This is a genomic window from Micromonospora noduli, assembly GCF_003264475.1.
GTDB classification, from domain to species: Bacteria; Actinomycetota; Actinomycetes; order Mycobacteriales; family Micromonosporaceae; genus Micromonospora; species Micromonospora noduli.
Genome location: NZ_PYAC01000001.1, coordinates 61,973 through 84,664 on the forward strand (window position 1 = coordinate 61,973; position 22,692 = coordinate 84,664).

Genomic DNA, 22,692 nt, shown 5'->3' on the forward strand with positions numbered 1-22,692 from the left:
GGCCGGTACGGGGTCGGCCGGTACGGGGTCGGCGAGGCTGAGCAGGACGTGCGGGTCGGCCCAGGTCTCGGCGGTGGCCTGTTCGGGGGTCACCGCGCGGATCCGTTCGGCGGCGGTGCCCAGGTGCTCGGCGACCAGCAGGCGACGCGACCAGCCGATCAGGCCGGCGCCCAGCTCGGCCGCGCCGGCGCCGGGCGCGGTGAGCACCGCGACCAGTGGCAGCGCCCGGCAGGCGTTCACTGCGGCTCGGGGGTCGCGCCCGTGCGCGGTGACCACGGCGGCGCCGTCCCAGGGCAGCCCGGCGCGGGCGAACGCGGCGGCCACACTGGACACCGCCGGCACCACCCGCAGGGGCAGCCCGGCCTCGCGCAGCCGTCGGACGATGCCGAACAGGCCGGGATCGCCGCTGGCCAGCACGACGGCCGGCACCCCGGCGGCGACGGCCTCGGCGAGGCGGCGCAGGGCGGGGGCGAGCGGCCCGAGGGTGACGGTGTCCGCGCCGGCCGGTATGGGCACGGCGGCCAGGTGCCGGGTGGCCCCGACCACCAGCCCGGCGGTGGCCAGCACCGGGGCGAGCGCGGGGTGCGGCGGTGCGCCCGCCGCGTCCAGACCGACCACTGTCACGGCGGTCGCCGGGGCCACAGGCGTCACCGCGGCCATCCGCGTCATCGGGGCCACCGGCCGGACGAGGCGACGACGTGCGTTCCGGCGAAGTCGACCATCGCCACGTCCACTGCGACAGTCGGCCCGGCGAAGCGCCGCAGCACCTGGCGGACCCGCTGGCAGAGCAGGTCGCCGGCCGGGGCGAGCAGCCCGGCGGCCTCCCACAGCTCGTACGCGTGCCGCCCGGTGTTCGCCTCGGTCACGGCGGCGACGAGCGACGGGTCGCCGCCGGCCTCGGCGGTCACCGCGCCGAGCAGGGAAAGGTCCACAGTGGAGCGGGTGTAGTGGGTCATCAGGATGCCGGCCGCGAGTTTGGCGAGCTTGCCGGCCATGCCGACGAAGACCACCCCGGTCATCGCGTCACCCACGGCGGCGGTCACCGCGGCCCCGGTGAAGTCGCCGACCTCGACGAAGCAGACCTCGGGCAGGTCGGGCAATAGCGCGCGGGCGGCCCGCTCAGTACGCCCGCCGGTGCAGAGCACCACTGTCGGCTCGCCCTGGGCGGCCATCACGTGCACGGCCTGCACGACGCTGGCCCGCCACGACGCGGTGGAGAACGGGCGGACGATCCCGGTGGTGCCGAGGATCGAGATGCCGCCGAGGATGCCGAGCCGACGGTTGGTGGTCTTGCGGGCCATGATCTCGCCCCGGGGCACGCTGATCACCACCCGGACCCCGACCTCGCTGAGGTCGACCACCTCGGCCACCGCCTCGCCGATCATCCGGCGGGGGGTGTCGTTGATCGCTGGCCCGCCGACCGCGAGCCCGAGGCCGGGTTTGGTGACGGTGCCGACGCCGGCACCACCCGCCAGCCGCAGGCCGGGCACGTCGGTCCAGTTCACTGTGGCGGTCAGCTCGGCGCCGTGGGTGACGTCCGGGTCGTCCCCGGCGTCCTTGACCACCACCGCCTCGGCCCGGACCGGTGGGGTGCCGGTCACCTCGCAGCGCTCCACCGGGAAGCGCACCCGACGTCCGGCGGGCAGCCCGATCTCCACCTCCTGCTGGGTGGTGCCGGTGACCAGGGCGGTGACCGCGGCCTTGGCCGCCGCCGTCGCGCACGCGCCGGTGGTCCAGCCGGTGCGCAGCGCGGTGGGCCGGACCTTCGCGGTGCGCGGCAGGTCCGGCTCGCGCAGCGGCGGCTCGGCGTACGTCATGGTGTGGCTGTCCCCCCGGTGCGGGCGCTTGCCTGGCGGCGCAGCTCGGCGCGGGCGGCCGGCTCGGCGCGGCGGAAGGTGTGGAAGTGCCCGGGGTGGTAGAGGTGCGAGCGGGTGCCCTCGGCGGCGAGGGCCGGACCGACCAGGAAGAGGGTGTGCTTCCACAGCTTGTGCTGCTTGACCGTCGCCTCCAGGGTGCCGACCGTGCAGCGCACCACCAGTTCGTCGGGCCAGGTCGCCTGGTACGCCACCACGGCCGGGGTGTCCTCCGGGTAGCCGCCGGCCAGCAGCTCGGCCTGCACCTGCCCGGAGCGGGCGGCGGAGAGGAACAGCGCCATGGTGGTGCCGTGCCGGGCGAAGTCGCGAACCCGCTCGCCGGGTGGCATCGGGGTCTTGCCGCCTTCGAGGCGGGTGAGGATGACCGACTGGGCCACCTCGGGCACTGTCAGCTCGCGGCCGACGATCGCCGCGACGGCGGTGAACGAGGACACCCCGGGCACGATCTCGACGGCCAGGTCGAGCGCCCGGCACACGTCCAGTTGCTCCTGCACCGCGCCCCACAGCGCCGGGTCTCCGGAGTGGATCCGGGCCACGCTCAGCCCCTGCTCGGCGGCGCGCCGGTAGAGCGGCAGCACCCCCTCGATGGGCAGCTGCGACGAGTCGACGATCTCCGCGCCGGGGCGGGCGTGGTCGAGCACGTCGGCGTGCACCAGGCTGGCCGCCCAGATGACGATGTCCGCCTCGGCGATGACCCGGGCGGCCCGCACTGTCAGCAGGTCCGCCGCCCCCGGGCCGGCTCCGACGAACCACACCTTGCCGTCGCTGGTCACAGCTTTCCTCCTCGGTGCTCGCGGCGGGCCGGAACCAGCAGCGTCGACAGGTACGGCAGGTCGTGCTCGGTGTCGTCGACCGGCCCGATGCGTTCACCGGGGAGCCCCAGGCTGCGTCCGAGCACCGCGTCGGCGAGGCGGCCCTGCCGGCGCAGCTCGGCGAGCAGTTCCGGGTGCCGTCGCCAGCCCTTGTAGGCGACCACGGTGCCCGGCCCGGCGAGGGCGTCGGCGAAGAGCGCCAGGCCGGCGGTGGCCGGCAGCAGGGTGAGCGGTTCGCGTCCCTCGCAGAGCGGGGTGCCGCTGCGGGCCGCCAACTCCTGCATGGCGGTGACGCCGGGCACTGTCGCCACCCGCACCGCCGGGCGCAGCGCGCGGACGCTCTGGGCCAGGTAACCGAAGGTGGAGTAGACGTTGGGATCGCCGATGGTGGCGAACGCGAGGGACCGGGCGCCCGCGTCGATCGCCTCGACCACCACCCGGGCGGCGTCGTCCCAGGCGGCCGCCCGGCGCGCGGTGACCCCACCCCGGTCGTCCAACGCTAACGGCAGCCGGCGCAGCCGCTCCGCCGCGACGTGGGAGCGCACTGTCGCCTCGGCCCGCCCGGCGTCCGCACCCGGCGAGGCCGCACCGGCGGGAGCGACCCGGTCCGCCATCACGGGTACGAAGACCAGGTCGGCCTCGCGCAGCAGCCGCACCGCCCTGACGGTGAGCAGTTCCGGGTCGCCCGGGCCGACGCCGACCCCGGTGAGCGTGGCGTCGGCGCTCATCGGCACGCCTCGACCAGTCGACGGGCCGCCTCCGGGTGGCCGGCCCAGTGGGTGTGCAGGTAGGACGCGTGCACCCGGCCGGCGACGAAGCCGTGCCCGGTGTCGTTCCAACGCCACGCCGGTGCGTCGCCGTGCCCGGGGTCGGTGGTGGTGCGGTGGAACTCGTGGCCGCGTACCGGCTCGCCGGCGCGCGCCACCGGGGAGTCGGTGACGGCGAGGGCCTCCCGGTAGCCGAGGGTGAGCCGGTCGGTCATCCGGGCGGTCAGGTCCAGCCGGCCGCACATCGGTACGCCGTCCAGGGACCGCCCGAGGTAGAGCAGTCCGGCGCACTCGGCCACGATCGGCCCGTCGAAGTCAGCCAGTTCGGCGCGGAGCCCGGTGTTGTCGGCAAGCGTCTGGGCGTACGCCTCGGGGAAGCCGCCGCCGATCACGACCGCCCGGGTGCCGGTGGGCAGCGCCGGGTCACGCAGCGGGTCGACGGTGACGACCTCCGCGCCGGCCGCGGTGAGCAGTTCGGCGGTCTCCGCGTACGAGAAGGTGAAGGCCGGGCCACCGGCGAGGGCGACCCGTGGGCGCTCGACGCCGGCCGGCCCGCCGACGGCGGCGACCGGGTCCCACGCCGGGGTGGTCAGCGGCGGGGCGCTCCGGGCCAGGGCGAGCACGGCGTCGAGGTCCACTGTGGCCTCGACCAGCTCGGCGAGCGCGGTGACGATCGCGACCGATTCGGGTGCCCGCTCGGCGACCGGCACCAGTCCGAGGTGCCGGGCCGGCGCGGCCACCTCGGCGGCGCGGGTGACCGCCCCGAGCACCGGTACGTCCACCTCGGCGAGGGCGTCGCGCAGCAGCGTCTCGTGCCGGGGTGAGCCGACCCGGTTGAGGATCACCCCGCCGATCCGTACCGCCGGATCGAACGCGGCCATGCCGAGGGTGAGCGCGGCGGCCGACCGGCCCTGCGCGGTGGTGTCCAGCACCAGCAGCACGGGTGCCTCGATCAGCCGGGCGACGTGCGCGGTGGAGGCGTAGTCGCGGCGGCCCACCGCGCCGTCGTGCAGGCCCATGACGCCCTCGACCACGGCGATGTCGGCGGGCGTGGGGACGCTCGCGCCGTGGCGCAGCAGGGGGGCGATCCGGTCGGCCCCGACCAGGAACGGGTCGAGGTTGCGCCCGGGCCGCCCGGCGGCGAGGGCGTGGTAGCCGGGGTCGATGTAGTCGGGGCCGACCTTGTGCGGGCTGACCGTGAGGCCCCGTCGGCGCAGCGCGGCGAGCAGCCCGGTGGCCACTGTGGTCTTGCCGTGGCCGCTGGCCGGGGCGGCGACCACCACCCGGGGCAGCGCCCAGTGCGCGCTCACCACTCGATGCCCTTCTGGCCCTTCTGGCCGGCGTCCATCGGGTGCTTGACCTTGGTCAGCTCGGCGACCAGGTCGGCGGCGGCGACCAGGCGTGGGTCGGCGTCCCGACCGGTGATCACGACGTGTTGGAAGCCGGGGCGCTCGGCCAGGGTGGCGACCACCTCGTCGACGTCCACCCAGCCCCACTTCATCGGGTAGGTGAACTCGTCCAGCACGTACAGCCCGTAGCGCTCGGCGGCCAGGTCACGCTGGATCTGCCGCCAGCCCTCCAGGGCGTCGGCGGCGTGGTCGGCGTCGCCGCCGCGCTGAATCCAGGACCAGCCCTCGCCCATCTTGTGCCAGGTCACCGGCGCGCCCTGGCCGGTGCGTTCGTGCACCTCGCCGAGCGCCCGGAAGGCGTTCTCCTCCCCGACCCGCCACTTGGCGCTCTTGACGAACTGGAACACCCCGACCGGCAGACCGGCCGTCCAGGCCCGCAACGCCAGCCCGAAGGCTGCCGTCGACTTCCCCTTCATCTGTCCGGTGTGGACCATCAGCAGTGGCCGATGCCGCCGCTGCCGGGTCGTCAACCCGTCAGCGGGCACGTTGCTCGGCTGTCCCTGCGGCATCAGGCAACGCTCCTGTCGGGCGTGAGGGTGGTGCCGGTCGAGATCTTGGAAGGAAGCCGCCCCTCCAGGGGCCGTTTCGTTCCAAGATCTCCTCGGGCGGGGGCGGGGGCGTGGGTTAGGTCTTCTAGTTGGTGACGGGGGGCTTTTAGCTGGGTGGCCAGGCGGTTCGCCAGGTGCAGGCGGACCGGGCCGGATTCGCAGTCGACGACCACGCACGGAGCCCCCGTGGCGGCCAGGACCCCGGCCGCCGCTGCCGCCCGGTCCAGCGGGCGGGTGCCGGCGGTGGCCCGGCCGTCGGTGACGATGAGGACCAGCGGGCGGCGCTTCGGGTCGCGCAGGCGCTCCACCCGCAACAGGTCCGCGGCGGCGAGCAGGCCCTCGGCCAGCGGGGTACGCCCGCCGGTGGGCAGCTCGGCCAGCCGGGTCGAGGCCGCCAGCACCGACGAGGTCGCCGGCAGCAGGGTCCGGGCGCCGCCACCCCGGAACGCGATCACCGCGACCTTGTCCCGCCGCTGGTACGCGTCGGTGAGCAGGGCGAGCACCGCGTCCTTCACCGTGGTCATCCGCTGCCGGGCACCCATCGAGCCGCTCGCGTCCACCACGAACAGCACCAGATTGCCCTCGCGCCCCTCACGAACCGCCTCGCGCAGGTCGTCCCGGCGCAGTCGCAGCGGACCGGTGAGTCGGCCCCGGGCCGCCTGGTGCGGCGCGGCGGCGCGGATCGTGGCCGGCAGGTGCAGCGCGCCGACCCGGCCCGCCGGCACCCGGGCCCCGGTGGTGCGGCCCCGCCCGGTGCGGGCCCGCGAACGCCGGCCCGGCACCCCGTCACCCACGCCGGGCGCGGTGAGCACCCGCGCCTTCAACCCACCCCGGGGTACGGCCACCGGTTGGGACTCCCCGCCGCCGGTCGGGTCGTCGGCACCGGTCGCCGACTGCCGGCCGCCGCGCGGGCGCGCGTTCTGGCCGTCGCCGCCCGGCTGGTGCTGCGGCCAGCTGTCGTCGTCACCCCGGTCGCCCGGCTGGCGCTGCGGCCAGCCGTCGGTGCCGTCCGGGCCGTCGGTGCGTCCCTGCGGGCCAGCGCCGTCACCCGCCGCCGAATGCCCGGCCGACCCGGGTTCACAGTGGTCGACGCCGTCACCACCGCCGTAGCCGCCCTGCGGCCCGCCGGCGCTTGGTCCGCCCCCGTTCGGGCCGCCGCCACCGGCCGGCCCACCGCCCTGCGGGCCGCCGCCATCCGGGCCACTGTCGTCGGGACCGGAGTCGTCCGGGTCGTCGGGGTGGGCGTCCTGGGCGCGCTGCAACGCCTCGTCGAGGCGCTTCTCGTCCAGCCCGGGGGTGTCGAACGGGTCGCGGCGGCGGCGGTGCGGCAGGGCCAGCCGGGCGGCCACCCGGACGTCGTCGATGGTGACCCGGTCCCGGCCGTGCCAGGCGGCGTGGGCGAGGGCGGTCCGGGCGGTGACGATGTCGGCCCGCATCCCGTCCACGTCGAACGCCGCACACACCTCGGCGATCTGCCGCAACGCGGCGTCCGGCAGTCGTACCCCGGGAAGTCGGCGGCGGGCGGCGGCCACCTGGTCGGCGATCTCCGCGTCGGCGTCGGCCCAGCGGGCGGCGAAGCCGGCCGGGTCCGCGTCAGCGGCCAGCCGGCGGCGGACCACCTCGACCCTGATCTCCGGGTCCCGGCTGGCCCCCACCTCCACTGTGAGCCCGAACCGGTCGAGCAGCTGCGGGCGCAGCTCCCCCTCCTCCGGGTTCATCGTGCCGACCAGCAGGAACCGGGCCGCGTGGCTGACCGAGACGCCCTCCCGCTCGACGTGGCTGCGGCCCATCGCCGCCGCGTCGAGCAGCAGGTCGACGAGGTGGTCGTGCAGCAGGTTGACCTCGTCGACGTAGAGCACACCCCGGTGCGCGGCGGCCAGCAAGCCCGGCTCGAAGGCGCGTACCCCCTCGCCGATCGCCTTCTCCAGATCCAGCGCGCCGACCACCCGGTCCTCGGCGGCGCCCACCGGCAGCTCGACGAGGCGGGCCGGACGGGTCTCGGCGGCGGCGTCGGCCGGGTGCGGGCCGTCCGGGCAGTCCGGGTCGGGCTCGGCCGGATCACAGCCGAACCGGCAGCCGGCCACCCGGCGCACCGGCGGCAGCAGCGCGGCGAGAGCCCGCACGGCGGTGGACTTGGCGGTCCCCTTCTCACCCCGGACCAGCACCCCGCCGATCGCCGGGGAGACCGCGTTGAGCAGCAACGCCAGCCGCATGTCGGCCATGCCGAGCACCGCGCTGAACGGGTAGGTCGTGGTCGCGGTCATGCCCGGTCCTCCAGGTCGCCCTCGCTGGCCAGGTACGTGTCGCGCAGCCGGTCGAGGGTGGCCGGCTCCGGCTTGGCCCACAGCCCCCGGTCGGCGGCCTCCAACAGCCGCTCGGTGATGCCGCGCAACGCCCACGGGTTGGATTTCTCCAGGAACTCGCGGGTGGTCTCGTCGAAGAGGTACGCGGCGGCCAGGTGCTCGTACATCCAGTCGTCGACAACACCGGCGGTGGCGTCGTAGCCGAACAGGTAGTCCACTGTGGCCGCCAGCTCGAACGCGCCCTTGTAGCCGTGCCGGCGCATCGCGGCGATCCACTTGGGGTTGACCACCCGGGCCCGGAACACCCGCCGGGTCTCCTCGCCCAGCGTGCGGGTGCGCACGTCGTGCGGCATCGCCGAGTCACCCACGTACGCCTGCGGTGACGTACCGGTGAGGTGGCGGACCATCGCCACCATCCCGCCGTGGTACTGGAAGTAGTCGTCAGAGTCGACGATGTCGTGCTCGCGGGTGTCCTGGTTCTTCACCGCCACCGCGATCCGGGCGAACGAGCGCTCCATGTCGGCGCGCGCCTCCCGCCCGTCCAGGCCCCGGCCGTACGCGTATCCGCCCCACACCGCGTACACCTCGGCCAGGTCGGCGTCTCTGCGCCAGGTCCGCGCGTCGATCAGGGGCAGCAGCCCAGCGCCGTACGCGCCGGGCTTGGAGCCGAAGATCCGGGCGGTGGCCCGCCGCTCGTCGCCGTGCTCGGCGAGGTCGGCGGCGACGTGCGCCCGCAGGTAGTTCTCCTCGGCCGGTTCGTCCAGGGCGGCGACCCGCCGGACGGCGTCGTCGAGCAGCGCCACCACGTGCGGAAACGCGTCGCGGAAGAACCCGGAGATGCGCACTGTGACGTCGACGCGCGGGCGGCCCAGCTCGGCGGTCGGCACCACCTCGATGCCGGTGACCCGCCGGGACCGGTCGTCCCAGACCGGCCGGCAGCCCAGCAGCGCGAGCACCTCGGCGATGTCGTCGCCCTGGGTCCGCATCGCGCTGGTGCCCCACACTGTCAACCCCACCGAGCGGGGGTACGCCCCGGTGTCGGCGAGGTGCCGGGCCAGCAGCGAGTCGGCGAGGGCCACCCCGACGTCCCAGGCGTTGCGGCTGGGGATGGCCTTCGGGTCGACGGAGTAGAAGTTACGGCCGGTGGGCAGCACGTTGACAAGGCCGCGGGTGGGTGAGCCGGACGGGCCGGGCGGCACGAACCTCCCGTCCAGCGCCCCGAGTGTGTTGGTCAGCTCGTCGGTGGTCCGGTCCAGTCGCGGCACCAGCTCGGTGGCGGCGAAGTGCAGGACCGCGGCGACGTCCGGAATCGACCGACCGGTCACCTCGGTCACCACGGCGTCAACCATGTCCACTGCCCAGTCCAGGGTTTCCATGCCCACGACCAGCCGCCGCGCGAGGGCCTCGATGAGGTCGATCGCGTCGGCGGCGGTGCCGGCCGGCCCGTCCACCACGTCGGTCAGCGCCGCAGGCAGTGCCAGTCGCTGTCCCGGCGACGCGAGCAGCTCCTGCTCGTCGAGGGAGTACGCGACGGCGAGGGCCTGTCGCAGGCCGGGCAGGGCCCGGGCGCCGCCCCAGATCTGTGGGGCGCGCAGCACCGCCAGGACCAGGTTGACCCGGGGCTCGCCGGTGGGCGCGTCGGCGAGGATGTGCAGCCCGTCGCGGATCTGCACGTCCTTGACCTCGCACAGGTACCCGTCGAGGTGCAGCACGAAGTCGTCGAAGTCGTCCGCTTCGGGCATCGCCTCGGCGTGCAGGTCATGGTGCAGCTCGGCGGCGCGCACCAGGTCCCAGATCTGGGCCCGTACGGTGGGCACTTTGGCCGGGTCGAGGGCCTGCACTGTCGCGTACTCGTCGAGCAGTTGTTCCAGTTTGGCCAGGTCGCCGTAGGTCTCGGCGCGGGCCATCGGCGGGACCAGGTGGTCGACGACAACGGCGTGCGCCCGCCGCTTGGCCTGGGTGCCCTCGCCGGGGTCGTTGACGATGAACGGGTACACCAGCGGCAGGTCGCCCAGGACCGCGTCGGGCGCGCAGTCGGCGGCCAGGCCGAGGCCCTTGCCGGGCAGCCACTCCAGGGTGCCGTGCTTACCCAGGTGCACCACGGCGTCCGCGCCGAAGCCGCCGTCCGCGACCGGCGCGGTCAGCCAGCGGTACGCGGCCAGGTAGTGGTGGCTGGGCGGCAGGTCCGGGTCGTGGTAGATGGCGATCGGGTTCTCCCCGAAGCCGCGGGGCGGCTGGATCAGCAGCACCACGTTGCCGAAGCGCAGCCCCGCGAGCACGATGTCGCCGCCCTCGGTGTACAGCTCGCCCGGCGGTTCACCCCAGTGCTCCCGCATCCGCCCGCGCAGCTCGGCCGGGACCTCGTCGAACCAGCGCCGGTACGTCGGTCCCGGTATCCGGGCCTCGGCGGCGGCCAACTGCTTCGGGGTGAGCCACTCCACGTCGTGACCACCGGCGGCGATCAGCGCGTGGATCAGCGCGTCGCCGTCGTCGGGCGGTGGCGCGTCACCCAGGTCGTAGCCGGCCTCGGCCAACGCGGCGAACAGCCGGACCGCCGAGGCCGGGGTGTCCAACCCGACGGCGTTGCCGACCCGGGAGTGCTTGGTGGGGTACGAGCTGAGCACCACGGCGACCCGCTTGTCGGCGTGCGGCACGTACCGCAGCCGGGCGTGGCGCACCGCGATCCCGGCGACCCGGGCGGCCCGCTCGGGATCGGCGGCGTAGACCGAGAGCCCGTCGGCGTCGATCTGCTTGAACGAGAACGGCACGGTGACGATCCGGCCGTCGAACTCGGGGATGGCCACCTGCATGGCGGCGTCCAGTGGGGACAAGCCGGCGTCGCTGTCGGCCCACTGCGCGCGGGTGCTGGTGAGGCAGAGCGCCTGGATGACCGGCACGTCCAGGGCGGCCAGGGCGCCGACGTCCCAGGCGTCCTCGTCGCCGCCACCGGAGGCGTCCGCGGCGACCGCGCCGCCGGCCGCGAGCACCGTGACCAGCAGCGCGTCACAGCGGGCGAAGAGTCCGAGTGGGCCGGCGCCCGCGGTCAGCCCGCGCAGCGAGCCGCAGAAGATCGGCAGCGGGTTGCCGCCGGCTTTGCGGACCGCGTCCGCGAGCACGTCGACGAAGTCGGTGTTGCCGGCGAGGGCGTGCGCCCGGTAGAAGACGATCCCCACTGTGGGCCGGTCCGGGTCGGCGGGGTGTTCGCCGTGCACGCCGTACGCCGGGGTGGGCGCGGGTGCGGCGAACCCCTCGCCGGTGAGCAGCACCGTGTCGGAGAGGAACCGGGCCAACTGCCCGAGGTTGTCCGGGCCGCCTTCCACCAGGTACGCCAGCGCCTGGGTGACGACCCCGGACGGCACTGTGGAGATGGCCATCAGCTCCGCGTCGGGCAGCGCCTCGCCGCCGAGCACGACCGTCGGCACGCCGGTGGCGAGCACCGCGGCGAGGCCGTCCGGCCACGCCTGCCGACCGCCGAGCAGGCGTACGACGACGAGGGCGACCCCGTCGAGCAGGGCGGGCACCTCGTCGGCGGCGACCCGCGCGGGGTTGGCGAGCCGGTAGTCGGCGCCGCTGGCGCGGGCGGCCAGCAGGTCGGTGTCGGCGGTGGACAGCAGCAGGATGCGCACGGCAGGCTCCGGAGAGTGACGCCCTGGGCCCTCACGGGGGCGACCGGGGCGATTCGGGTGGGTACGGCGTCAGCCGGTACGACGGCCCGAGCGAACGGCACACCGACGCATGGGTCGGGGCCGGTCAGCGCCGGGCGATCAGCTCAGCGGTGCCGGTGGCCGGTGTCCTTGGAATGCACTGCCTGGAGCGCAATACGACGACAATCGTCGATGAATGAGACGCCGTGCGTCATCGGGTCCTCCTCGGGTGTCCACGCCCTGGGGTACGTCCCGACGGCCGAAGTATCCTGGCTTCCGGATCAACGCTCTCCCCCGGCCTTCCAACCGCAGACACACGGCCGTGACTCACGAGGGGGGATCGCTCCCCGGTGACAGTGGCGGGACCGCGTCGGATTCGCACCGACTTCCTTCACTGCCGTCAGGCCGCGAATGCTGCCACACCGGCGCGCCGCCGGTCAACGCGGACCCCACCGCCACCCGACCACGCTCACAGCATTGACCTGCGGGAATATAGGCGCGCGCGGGTTGCCTCTCGCCACATTGGCGGGCTGGGCGACTGGTTGATCGGCCTCGCGGACTGGCCCGTGGCAGGGGGCGGAGTGTTCACGCGGCCCCTTTGGAGCTGATGTCGTAGACGATTCAGCCGCCTCGGCTCCCGGTCCGCGCCTCGGCTCCCGATCCGCGCCTCGGCTTCAGGTCCGGACCTACGGCGATGTCGCCAACGATTCAGCTCCAAGGCGCCGAACGACACATGCGTGGGTAGTCGACGATTCGTCCGCCGGGGACTGCCCGAGACCGAACACGCCACGCGCGACGACCGACACCGGTCGACGCCCCGATCAGCGGGCGTGGCGTTCCGGGTGGGCCCGGCTCCAGGTCCGCATCCGTTCCGGGTAGCCGGTGCGTGCCGCCTCGTACAGCGGCACCGCGTGCTTGCGGGCGATGGCCCCGGCCGCGCGGGGCGTTCCGGTACGGCGGCGGATCCACTCGCCGTCGTGGGCGATCGCCACCACTGTGGTGTCCGTCGCGGTCGTCTCCGGTTCCAGGTAGAACTCCACCCCGCGTCGGGTGGCGACGAACGCCTCCAGCGCCGCGAGGTCGTCGCGGGTCGCCTCCCGGTCCAGCTTCGTCGGGGTCGCCTCGGCACCCCGTGACCGGCGGTTGAACCAGCTCATGCCCCGCCCCTCTCCTCGACGTCCCTCCAGTGCAGCACCGGTTCCTGGCAATACGCTGCACGCCGGATGGGAGAGAGCTGACCTGCGTCGGGAAATCCCTGTGGAACCCGCGGCGGCTGGGCGGTGTCATGAGTGTGATCCGAACGGAGGCTCCCCTGGACGACGAGGCGCTCGTCACCCGCGCTCGGGCAGGTGACCTGGAGGCGTACAACCTCCTGGTCGCCCGGCACACCGCGTCCGCGTACCGGACCGCGGTGCTGCTCGGCGCGGGCTCGGACTCCGAGGACGTCATCCAGGAGGCGTTTGTGAAGGCGTACCGGAAGCTGTCCCGTTACCGGGGTGACGCGTCCTTCCGGTCGTGGCTGCTCGCGATCGTCGCGAACGAGACCCGCAACCTGCACCGCTCCCGTGGCCGGCGCGACGGCCTCGTCCTGCGGGCGGCGGCAGCGGACCCGACGTCCGAGATCGCCGAGGACGACGCGGTCGGCGCGGTCCTCGCCGGGGAGCGCCGGGCGTCGCTGGTGCAGGCCCTGCGACAACTGCCGGTACGGGACCGCGAGGTGATCGTCTGCCGGTTCTTCCTCGATCTCACCGAGGAGGAGACGGTGGCGGCTCTGGGCTGGCCCCGGGGCACTGTGAAGTCGCGTACGTCCCGGGCGCTGGCGAAGCTTCGTGGCCTGCTCGACCGTGAGGAGGTCCGGCATGGGTGACCTCGAACGGGAACTGCGCGACCTGTCCGCCTGGCTGGACACCCCCGATCCACCCGACGTGACCGCCCGCGTCCGCGTACGACTCGGCACGCCCGCGCCCCGGCGGCGCCGGTGGCGGTCGCTCGCCGCGGTGGCGCTCGTCGCCCTGCTGGTGGCGGTGTTGCCGCCGACGCGGGGCGCGATCGCCGACGTCGTCACGGGGCTGCTGCGCTTCGCCGGGGTCAGCATCGCCACCTCACCGTCCCCGACGCCGCCCGGCGGCACCGCGTCGCCGTTGCCCGGGCAGCGGGCCGTCGCCCTGGACGAGGCCCAACGGTCGGTGCGGTTTCCGATCCGCCTGCCGGCGATGCTGGGCACGCCCGAGCAGGTGCTGGTCGCCGACCCGGACGCCACGGGCCGGTACCGGGTGGCGACGCTGCTCTACGACGGGGGCGCGCTGCGCGTCGACGCGTTCGACGGTCACCTCGACCTGGCCTTCCACAAGGAGGTCACTCCGCCGGGCGCGAACTGGGTCCAGGTCAACGGCGACTTCGCCGTCTGGGTCGACGGCCCGCACGTGTTGTCCTACGTGGACCGGGCGGGCGGGATCCGCCGGGAGACCGCCCGACTGGCCGGTTCGACCCTGATCTGGCAGGACAACGACGTGAGCTACCGGCTTGAGGGCACCCTCGCCAAGGCCGAGGCAATCGAGATCGCGCGCTCACTGGGCTAGTGCGCGTTCGGGTCCCAGTCTGCGAGCTGCTCCATAGGCTGGGTGTCGCCGGTGGTCTCCAGGCCGTCGAGCGGGACGCGGTCGTAGAAGTAGAGGACCAGTTCGCTCGCTGCGCCTCGCATCGCCATGTCGCCCGGCTCCGCGTCGGCGGCGAGGTCGTCGCAGCGGACGCCGTCGGCGTTGAGGGTCAGGCGCCAGGAGCGGCCCTCGGTCGTGTGCAGGTCGATGGTCGCCGGCTTGAACGGCCAGGGGACGGTCGTCGCCGCGACGGTCGTCAGGAACTCGTCGACGCCCTCGACCGCGACGTCCGTCGGCAGCGGCTGCGCGGCTCCCTGGGTGAGCTGGGCGTCGTAGGTGTGGACGGCCAACTCCTGGATCTGGTGGCGGGCCACGGCTCCGCTGGTCTGCGGGGCCTGCGAGCGGCCCCACCAGGTCCAGCAGCCGCGGTCCGGGCCGGCCGCGCGCATCGCGTCGAGCATGAGCTCGGTCGACTCGGCGAGCCAGGCGTCCAGGGCTTCGCGGTCCCGGGGGGCGGTCGGGGCGCCCTTCGGGTCCGTCCTCGCCGGGGGCTCGGCGCCCGGGCCAGCCGCGATGATGGCGGCCTGGCGGCGGCGGCCGTCGCCGAGGTGCTGCGCCAGTTCGCGCAGCGTCCAGTCCGGGCAGGTCGGGACCTGGACGTCAAGATCGGGGGCGGACGCGATCGCGGCGCGGACCGCGGCCGAGCGGTCTTCGATCAGCCGCAGGACCTCAGGAAAATCCAACATGTTCTGCACCTCGGTTGTGTACCAGTACGCTCCGACCACGGACAGCGAATTTGTCTGACGAACGCGTCGACAGCCGAGCGGAGCGCTGGCGGTCAGCCCGGTCTACGAGTCGTCTCGGCCCTGCCAGGTCGTCACACAAGCCTCGTTACCCTCGATATCGGCGAGAACCCAGAAGGCGGGAGCATGGGACGCGGATACAAGTCGGCCACCGGCCGCCAGCGCGGCTTCGATCCGTCGTGGTGCCTCGTCGTGCGGGACACAGATGTCGAAGTGGATGCGATTCCGGTCCGGGCGTGGCTGATCCATCTGCTGAAACCACATCGCCGGCCCCTGCCCGACCGGGTCGACGATCGGATCCCTGGGACCGTCGGCTCCCGCCTCGTCCGTGTAGCCCAGCACGGCCTTCCAGAACGGCCGGACCGCTGCGATGTCGAGCGCGTCGATAGCGATCTCCACGAGCTGCACCGACCGCGAAGCTCCCGTACCAATCTCAGGCGCCGTCCGTAGCCCGACGTTCCTCATGGCGGCGGAAATCCGATGCGCAAGGTCGATATCGCAAGCGGTGAGCGACGCCCGATCCGCCGACTGCAGGGTCAGGACGACCCGGTCTGGTCGGATATCAGCGCGTAGGTGCCCGTCGGCGTCGCTACCGCACGCCGCCACCACACGCGCCGCCGCCTCGGTTGCCTGGACCAATGAGGCGACGGGGACCGACGTGCGCAACGCGCCCAGCAAATACCGCCATCCCTGGTCGCTGACCGCGTCCGAGGCCGCCTGCCGACCCAGTGTCTGTTCCACCTGGACATCCTCACACGCGCCCGTAAGGGTCTGTCCCCTCTGGCCTCGCCGCCGTCAACCCGGTAGACGTTCCCGGTCAGAGCAATAGGAACCCGGCCGGCCCGGGCGGTGTCGGAAAGGTGCGACGAGTCCTCGGCGCGTATCGGAAGGGGCGAGATGGGTTCCTGGGGAAGGTTGATGCTGGCATCCTCGGTGGTCCTGCTGGCGGGGTGCACGACCACCACCAGCGGCGCGGCGCCGACGGCGGGGGCGGCCACCACCGCGAGCACCGAGACCGCCTGCGCGGCGCGCGTCGAGACGGGGTCCCTGCCCGACTGGGCGGACGCCGGGTTCAGCGGGGACGCGCGGGTTCCGCACGTCTTCGGCGCGAAGGGTGACATCGTGGCGGTGCTGTTCGCCCATCCCCTGCGGCAGGTCCGGACGGACGGGTCGAACAACAAGATCCTCTGGGTGGCCCGCGCCGCCACGACCTCGCCCGATCCGACAGCACCGGCAACCCTGGTGATCACCGCGAGGCTGGACGGCACCGACACCCGGGTGATCCGGGAGGTCGCCGGCGGTCCCGGTCCGTCGATCATCGACCTGCCACAGGCCGGTTGCTGGCGCCTCGACCTGCGCTGGTCCGGGCACACCGACACGATGGACCTGGTCTACGCCCCCTGAGCCAGTGCCCCGGCCGGCTAGGCTGCCCGACGTGCTGGAGGACACGCGGACGGCGGCCCGCAACAACGCCGAATGGTGCGACATCGTCTGCGGCAGCCACGGGTTGGCCGGCCGTACCGACGCCGACGCCTGGTCGGTCCCCCACCGTTCGCCACAGTGGTACCCGGACGCGGTCACACTGCGGCCGGGCGTCGACGCCGAGGCCCTGCTGGCCCGGATCGACGCGGGGCCCGGCGCGTCGGTGAAGGACAGCTTCGCCGACCTCGACCTGTCCGGGTACGGGTTCCGGGTGCTCTTCGACGCCCAGTGGATCCACCGGCCACCGTCGGCACCACCTGTCGACACACCGCTGGCCCCGGTCACCACATCCGACGAGCTGGCGGCCTGGGCGGCGGCCCACGGCGGTGGGGACCTGTTCCGCCCCGCGATCCTGGCCGACCCCCGGGTACGGGTTCTCGCCCGCCGCGACGACCGGGGCGTGATCATCGGTGGGGCGGTGCTCAGCGGCGACGGCCCGTACGGCGTCTCCAACCTGTTCACCCGGACCGACAGCTCCCGGGACATCTGGCGCGCGGTGTGCGCCACACTGCCCGACGCACCGCTGGTCGGCTACGAAACTACAGCGGACCTGACGCCGGCGCTCTCCGCCGGCTTCACCACCACCGGCCCACTCCGCGTCTGGCTGCACGGCTAGCGCTCCGGCCACGGGCTCCGCGCACGGACAGCTATGCTGGGCGGCATCGGCACCGATCCGGCCATCACCGGGGAGCCTCCGGAAGAACGGGCAGCTCCGCCGCCTCAGTAGAACCGGACGTAGCGGCACGTCACGTCGCGAAATTGAGCGGCGCCCGCACCATTGAGGCGCAAGCGGGGTGGTACCGCGGAGTCCTGGCCATACGCCCGGCACTTCGTCCCCGCGTGGGCAGTGAGCTGATGCCCGCGCGAGCGGACGTGGAGTGTAGGGAGAACGTCGGTGCCGGACGGTCCGTTGAAGTCACCATTCGTGCCACTGCCCACCAAGATCGACCTTGGTGGGATCGACCGTGCGGTCATCGAGTGGTGGCAGTCAAACAACGTGTTCAACCGGAGTCTGGAGCAGACGGCCGACGGTCCGCCGTGGGTGTTCTACGAGGGGCCGCCGACCGCCAACGGCACGCCGGGCACCCACCACATCGAGGCGCGGGTCTTCAAGGACCTCTTTCCCCGGTACCGGACGATGCGGGGCTTCTCGGTGCCGCGCCGTGCCGGGTGGGACTGCCACGGCCTGCCCGTTGAGCTCGCGGTGGAGAAGGAACTGGGGCTCAGCGGCAAGCCCGACATCGAGAAGATGGGCGTCGCGGAGTTCAACGCCCTGTGCCGCGCCTCGGTGCTGCGGCACGTGGACGAGTTCGTCCAGCTCAGCGAACGTATGGGTTACTGGATCGACCTGGAGCATCCGTACCAGACCATGTCCCCGGAGTACGTGGACAGCGTCTGGTGGTCACTGAAGCAGATCCACGACGGCGGGCGACTGGTGGAGGACTTCCGGGTCGCGCCGTACTGCACCCGCGACGGCACGACCCTGTCCGACCACGAGGTGGCGCAGGGGTACGAGACCGTCACCGACCCCTCCGTGTACGTGCGGTTTCCGTTGCGCGGGGACGTGGCCGGCCACAGCGGCGTCGACCTGCTGATCTGGACCACCACCCCGTGGACCCTGGTGTCCAACACCGCCGTCGCCGTACATCCCGCTGTGACGTACGCCGTCGCCCGCACCGAGCGGGGCACGTTCGTCGTCGCCGAACCGCTGACCCAGCGGGTCCTCGGCGACGAGGCGGAGATCCTGGCGACCGTACCCGGGTCGGCCCTGGAGGGCTTGCGGTACGAGCGGCCGTTCGACCTGGTGGACATCCCGGACGCGCACCGGGTGGTCCTCGCGGAGTACGTCACGACCGAGGACGGCACCGGCCTGGTGCACCAGGCGCCGGCCTTCGGCGCGGACGACCTCGCCGTCTGCCGCGCGTACGGGTTGCCGCTGGTCAACCCGGTCGCCCCGAACGGGCGGTTCAACGACGGCATCGACCTGGTCGGTGGGGTGTTCTTCAAGGACGCCGACGCGTTGCTCATCGACCGCCTGAAGAAGTCTGGTCGGTTGTTCCGGCACGAACCGTTCGAGCACCCCTACCCGCACTGCTGGCGGTGCCACACGCCGCTGATGTACTACGCGCAGCCATCCTGGTACATCCGGACGACCGAGGTCCGCGACGAGCTGACGCGGGAGAACGAGAACACCAACTGGTTCCCGGAGCACATCAAACACGGCCGCTACGGCGACTGGCTGAAGAACAACATCGACTGGGCGGTGTCCCGCGCCCGGTACTGGGGCACCCCGCTGCCGCTGTGGCGATGCCCGGACAACCACGTGACAGCTGTTGGTTCCCGCACAGAGCTCGGGGAGCTGGCCGGCGCCGACCTGTCCGAGCTGGATCCGCACCGCCCGTACGTCGACGAGATCACCTTCGCCTGCCCGGACTGCGGCCAGATCGCCACCCGCGTCCCCGAGGTGATCGACGCCTGGTACGACTCCGGGGCTATGCCGTTCGCGTCGTTGGGCTACCCCCACGTGCCGGGCAGCAAGGAGATCTTCGAGCGCACCTACCCGGCCCAGTACATCTGTGAGGCGATCGATCAGACGCGGGGGTGGTTCTACACGCTGATGGCGGTGGGCACGCTGGTCTTCGACCGGTCCCCGTACGAGAACGTCGTCTGCCTCGGGCACATCCTGGCCGAGGACGGCCGCAAGATGAGCAAACACCTGGGCAACATCCTGCTGCCGATCCCGTTGATGGACACGCACGGCGCCGACGCGGTGCGCTGGTTCATGGCGTGCTCCGGCTCACCGTGGTCGCCGCGCCGGATCGGGCCCGGCCCGCTCGACGAGATCGTCCGCAAGGTGTTGATGACCTACTGGAACACCGCGGCGTTCTTCTCCCTCTACGCGGCGAACTCGACGTGGGCGCCGCATCTGGCGCAGCCGGTCGCCCAGCGACCGGTGTTGGACCGGTGGATCGTCGGCGAGGTCCACGCCCTCGCGGCCGCCGTTGACGAACGGCTGCAGAACTACGACACGGCGCGCGCCGGTCGACTGCTCGCCGACTTCATCGACGACCTGTCGAACTGGTACGTACGGCGGTCGCGGCAGCGTTTCTGGGAGGGCGACCCCGACGCCCTCACCACCCTGTACGAGTGCCTCGACATCCTCACGCGGCTACTGGCGCCGTTCATTCCCTTCGTCACGGAGGAGGTGTGGCAGCAGGTCGTCCGGCGCGGTGCCGAGTCGGCTCCGGAGTCGGTGCACCTGGCGACCTGGCCCACACCCGACACCACACTGATCAGCACGGAGTTGTCGGCCCAGGTGGCCACGGCGCGGGCGTTGGCGGAGGCGGGGCGGTCCGCGCGTAAGGCGAGCAGTCTGCGGATCCGTCAGCCGTTGAGTAGGGCGCTCGTGGGGCTGCCGGCCGGCACCGTTCTCCCGCAGGCGTTGCTGGACGACATCGGCGACGAGTTGAACGTGAAGGTCCTCCAGCCGCTCGATCCCCAGAGCGGGGTCATCGACGTGCAGGTCAAGGCGAACTTCCGGACCCTGGGCCGTCGGTTCGGCAACCGCACCCAGCATGTCGCGAAGGCGATTGCCGCCGTGGCCCCCCGGAAGCTGGTCGACGGCGTCCGGGCGAACGGGACGTACCCACTGTCGGTCGACGGTGCGCAGGTCGAGGTGGGCCTGGACGACATCCTGATCACGGAGGTGCCGCGCACCGGTTGGGTGGTGGAGTCCCAGCGCGGCACGACGATCGCGTTGGACACCGAGATCACCCCCGAGCTGGCAGCCGAGGGCGTCGCACGCGACGTCGTCCGGATCATCCAGCAGGCCCGCCGCGACGCCGACTTCGAGGTCTCCGACCGGATCACGGTGTCGATCGCCGCCCCCACGGACGTCGCGGCGGCGATCTCCACGCATCAGAAGCTCATCGCGCACGAGACCCTCGCGCTCCAGCTGACGGTTGTGGACGCGTTGTCGGAGGGGTTCTCCGGCACTGTGGGCGACGGTCAGGAGATTGTGGTGCACGTCGTGCGGGCCTGAGCGGTGACGGGGTAAGACGATCAGTGCAGACGGGTCAGGTCTTCCGGGGTCAGGCGTAGGGCTCCAGCGGCGACGTTCTGCGCCAGGTGCTCCGGGTCCGAGGTGCCGGGGATGGCGAGCACGTGGGGGCCCTGGTGCAGGGTCCAGGCGAGGCGTACCTGCTGCGGGGTGACGCCGTGGGCGCGGGCGACCGCCTCCACGGCCTCGTCCTGCGCGGTGCTCGCGCCCGTCTCCCGTCCGGTGCCGGCCAGCGCGAAGAACGGCACGTAGGCGATGCCCCGCTCACCGCAGAGCCGGACGAGCGCGTCCTGCTCCCGGTAGGCGTCCACCCCGTAGTTGTTCTGCACGCAGATCACCGGAGCGATGCCCGCCACCTCGTCCAGCTGTTCCGGCCGGACGTTGGAGAGCCCGAGGTGCCGGATCAGTCCGGCGGTCCGCAACTCGGCGAGCGCGCCGAACCGGTCGGCCACCGGCACCGCACCCGGCCCCCGGCCGAGGCGCAGGTTCACCACGTCGAGCTGGTCGCGGCCGAGCCGGCGAAGGTTCTCCTCCACCTGGGCCCGCAACTGCGCCGGGGTGAGCGCCTCGGTGAAGCCCGCCTCCGGGTCGTACCCGAAACCGACCTTGGTGGCGATCACCAGATCCTCCGGGTACGGGGCGAGCGCCGCGCGGATCAGCTCGGTGGCGTAGCGGGCCGGGCCGGTGCCGACGCGCAGGGTGCCGCCGGGCGAGACATAGAACGCGGCAGTGTCGATGTGGTTGACGCCCAGCTCAACGGCCCGGCGCAGCAGGGCGACGGCCCGGTCGGGGTCCGGGTTCGCGGTGATCCGCATGGAGCCGAAGCCCATCCGGTGCACGGTGCGGTCGCCCAGGGTCCAGGTGCCCGCCGCGGCGGCGGTGATCTCATCGGTTGGCATCGGGCGACCGTAACCAGTGCGGGTGCGCGGCGCAGTCGGCCGCGCACCCGATACCGCCCGGCGGCGAAATGGGTTAGTTTTTAACTACCGACGGAGCAGTTTCAGCGGAGTGCGGCGGACGCAGCACCGGCACCAGCAGCAGGGTCGGCAGCAGCAGCAACGGCACCGCCAGCAGCGCGCGTAGGGTGCCGACCTCGTCGCCGACCAGCCCCAGCAACGGCGGGCCACCGAGGAACGCGGTGTAGCCGATCACCGCGACCACGCTCACCCGCACCGCCGCGTGCGCCTCGTCGTCGGCCGCCGCGCTCATCCCGACCGGGAAGCCCAGCGACGCACCCAGGCCCCACAGGGCGACACCGATGACGGCCACCGGCCCGGAGCCCGCCAGCACGGCCAGGCCGGCGCCGACCACGGCGAGGCCGATGGTGCCGCTGAGCACGGGCACCCGACCCCACCGGTCCAGCGCGATGGTGCCGACGGTGCGTCCGACGGTCATGCCCACCACGAAGACCGCGAAGACCGCCGCGCCGGCGGCCTCGCTCAGGTTCCGTCCATCGATGAACGCGACGGCCAGCCAGTCGTTGGCCGCACCCTCGGTGAACGCCGCGACCAGCACGAACAGCCCGATCAACAGGGTGCGCGGCTCCCGCCAGGCGGCGAGTTGCGCCCGGCGACGGGCGGCCGGGGTGGCGTCCGCCGGGTCGCCGTTGTGATCGCTGCCCACGGGCAGGAACGTCCGGGCGGCGAGCGCGGTGCCGGTCAACACGACCACCGCCACCGCGACGAGATGCGCGCCGACCGAGACGTCGAACCGGGCAGCCCCGGCGCCGAGCGCCGCTCCGGCCACCGAACCGAGGCTCCACCCGGCGTGGAACCGGGGCATGATCGTACGGCCCAGCCGCCGTTCCACCGCCGCGCCCTCGACGTTCATCGCCACGTCGCAGGCCCCGGAGCCGTAGCCGAGGGCGACCAGTCCCAGGGCGACGATGGCGAACGACCCGGTCATCGTGGCGCCCAGCCCCGCCACGGCCAGGCCGACCGCGACCAGCACGGTGGCCATCGTGACGGTGCGGGCCGCACCGAATCGCTGGGCGAGCAGGCCGGAGGTGGGCATGGCCAGCAGCGCGCCGACGCTCATCGCCAGCAGCAGCAACCCGAGTCGGCCGGCGGAGAGGTCCAACGCCTCCCGGACCGCCGGGACGCGGGAGAACCAGCTGCCGACGGCGAGCCCGTTGAGGGTGAAGGTGACGGCGACGCCGTTGCGGGCGAGCCGCACCGTCCGCAGGGTCGGCGATGCGGTGTCCGGGGCTACGGGTCGACTGGTGGGGGCGCTCACGAGGGTAGGTCCTCTTTCTCGGGGTGATCTCCTGGCACGATCGCACACCTGAGAGCGCTACCACCACAACCGGGAACCGCCCCTTACCGCTGCTGCTCGGGCCGGGGCATGATGTGAGCAGGCGTTGGCCCGACCGGACGGGCCGCCGCAGGAGGCGA

Annotated in this window: 17 protein-coding genes, 1 pseudogene and 1 riboswitch; of the genes and pseudogenes, 5 read left to right on the forward strand and 13 right to left on the reverse strand. The window is 73.3% G+C overall.

The features are described from left to right. Positions 1 to 30: 30 nt before the first annotated feature. From cbiE to MED15_RS00325, 9 genes and pseudogenes are all read right to left on the reverse strand, one after another. A pseudogene (gene cbiE / locus MED15_RS34620) lies at positions 31 to 633 on the reverse strand (precorrin-6y C5,15-methyltransferase (decarboxylating) subunit CbiE); the annotation flags it as partial. 32 nt (positions 634 to 665) lie between these two features. Further along, positions 666 to 1,817 carry a cobalt-precorrin-5B (C(1))-methyltransferase gene (locus tag MED15_RS00290; RefSeq protein ID WP_112734527.1) on the reverse strand — a complete coding sequence of 384 codons (1,152 nt, stop codon included), beginning with the start codon at positions 1,815 to 1,817 and terminating at the stop codon, positions 666 to 668. Beyond that, positions 1,814 to 2,647 (reverse strand): precorrin-4 C(11)-methyltransferase, encoded by an 834-nt coding sequence (gene cobM, locus MED15_RS00295; protein WP_112588074.1) that lies wholly within the window; start codon positions 2,645 to 2,647, stop codon positions 1,814 to 1,816. Before cobM ends, MED15_RS00290 begins: the two co-directional genes overlap by 4 nt. After that, positions 2,644 to 3,414 carry a precorrin-2 C(20)-methyltransferase gene (gene cobI, locus MED15_RS00300; RefSeq protein ID WP_112734908.1) on the reverse strand — a complete coding sequence of 257 codons (771 nt, stop codon included), beginning with the start codon at positions 3,412 to 3,414 and terminating at the stop codon, positions 2,644 to 2,646. Before cobI ends, cobM begins: the two co-directional genes overlap by 4 nt. Continuing rightward, positions 3,411 to 4,766 carry a cobyrinic acid a,c-diamide synthase CobB gene (locus MED15_RS00305; RefSeq protein WP_112734528.1) on the reverse strand — a complete coding sequence of 452 codons (1,356 nt, stop codon included), beginning with the start codon at positions 4,764 to 4,766 and terminating at the stop codon, positions 3,411 to 3,413. The genes cobI and MED15_RS00305 overlap by 4 nt, the downstream gene beginning before the upstream one ends. Beyond that, positions 4,760 to 5,371 carry a cob(I)yrinic acid a,c-diamide adenosyltransferase gene (gene cobO / locus MED15_RS00310; protein ID WP_112734529.1) on the reverse strand — a complete coding sequence of 204 codons (612 nt, stop codon included), beginning with the start codon at positions 5,369 to 5,371 and terminating at the stop codon, positions 4,760 to 4,762. The genes MED15_RS00305 and cobO overlap by 7 nt, the downstream gene beginning before the upstream one ends. Then, positions 5,371 to 7,674 (reverse strand): magnesium chelatase subunit D family protein, encoded by a 2,304-nt coding sequence (locus MED15_RS00315; RefSeq protein WP_341866321.1) that lies wholly within the window; start codon positions 7,672 to 7,674, stop codon positions 5,371 to 5,373. The genes cobO and MED15_RS00315 overlap by 1 nt, the downstream gene beginning before the upstream one ends. After that, entirely contained in the window at positions 7,671 to 11,339 is a 3,669-nt protein-coding gene (gene cobN, locus MED15_RS00320; RefSeq protein WP_112734530.1) for a cobaltochelatase subunit CobN, read from the reverse strand. Before cobN ends, MED15_RS00315 begins: the two co-directional genes overlap by 4 nt. 258 nt (positions 11,340 to 11,597) lie before the next feature. Then, positions 11,598 to 11,774: riboswitch (cobalamin riboswitch) on the reverse strand. Between the two features lie 404 nt (positions 11,775 to 12,178). Continuing rightward, positions 12,179 to 12,514: a hypothetical protein gene (locus MED15_RS00325; RefSeq protein ID WP_112588084.1), complete on the reverse strand. Its 336-nt coding sequence runs from the start codon at positions 12,512 to 12,514 to the stop codon at positions 12,179 to 12,181. Between the two features lie 128 nt (positions 12,515 to 12,642). Between MED15_RS00325 and MED15_RS00330 the strand changes: the two genes are divergently transcribed. Together MED15_RS00330 and MED15_RS00335 are read left to right on the forward strand one after the other, a co-directional pair. Next, positions 12,643 to 13,224, forward strand: coding sequence for an RNA polymerase sigma factor (locus MED15_RS00330; protein ID WP_112588106.1), 582 nt, complete (start codon positions 12,643 to 12,645; stop codon positions 13,222 to 13,224). Next, entirely contained in the window at positions 13,217 to 13,936 is a 720-nt protein-coding gene (locus MED15_RS00335; RefSeq protein ID WP_112734531.1) for a hypothetical protein, read from the forward strand. Before MED15_RS00330 ends, MED15_RS00335 begins: the two co-directional genes overlap by 8 nt. On the opposite strand, the gene MED15_RS00340 is transcribed toward MED15_RS00335, so the two are convergent. Continuing rightward, a complete protein-coding gene (locus MED15_RS00340) occupies positions 13,933 to 14,700 on the reverse strand; it encodes a maleylpyruvate isomerase N-terminal domain-containing protein (protein WP_244220312.1) in 768 nt (255 codons plus the stop codon). The genes MED15_RS00335 and MED15_RS00340 overlap by 4 nt on opposite strands. 102 nt (positions 14,701 to 14,802) lie before the next feature. Then, the gene (locus MED15_RS00345) at positions 14,803 to 15,498 is read right to left on the reverse strand and encodes a VOC family protein (RefSeq protein ID WP_112590247.1); all 696 of its coding nucleotides are present in this window, start codon (positions 15,496 to 15,498) and stop codon (positions 14,803 to 14,805) included. Between the two features lie 177 nt (positions 15,499 to 15,675). Here MED15_RS00345 and MED15_RS00350 point away from each other — a divergent pair, with 177 nt between their 5' ends. The 3 genes from MED15_RS00350 (at position 15,676) to ileS (ending at position 20,281) form a co-directional block, all read left to right on the forward strand. Beyond that, complete coding sequence (locus MED15_RS00350; RefSeq protein WP_225855384.1) at positions 15,676 to 16,161, forward strand: hypothetical protein; 486 nt, start codon at positions 15,676 to 15,678, stop codon at positions 16,159 to 16,161. Between the two features lie 31 nt (positions 16,162 to 16,192). Next, on the forward strand, positions 16,193 to 16,855 hold the full coding sequence (locus MED15_RS00355) for a hypothetical protein (protein ID WP_112734532.1): 663 nt from the start codon (positions 16,193 to 16,195) through the stop codon (positions 16,853 to 16,855). 279 nt (positions 16,856 to 17,134) lie between these two features. Further along, positions 17,135 to 20,281, forward strand: coding sequence for an isoleucine--tRNA ligase (gene ileS, locus MED15_RS00360; RefSeq protein ID WP_244220313.1), 3,147 nt, complete (start codon positions 17,135 to 17,137; stop codon positions 20,279 to 20,281). A 20-nt stretch (positions 20,282 to 20,301) separates the two neighbouring features. Here the strand turns inward: ileS and MED15_RS00365 are convergent, their stop codons facing one another. Beyond that, complete coding sequence (locus MED15_RS00365) at positions 20,302 to 21,198, reverse strand: aldo/keto reductase (protein ID WP_112700362.1); 897 nt, start codon at positions 21,196 to 21,198, stop codon at positions 20,302 to 20,304. A 73-nt stretch (positions 21,199 to 21,271) separates the two neighbouring features. Then, the gene (locus tag MED15_RS00370) at positions 21,272 to 22,534 is read right to left on the reverse strand and encodes an MFS transporter (protein WP_112734533.1); all 1,263 of its coding nucleotides are present in this window, start codon (positions 22,532 to 22,534) and stop codon (positions 21,272 to 21,274) included. Positions 22,535 to 22,692: the final 158 nt, after the last annotated feature.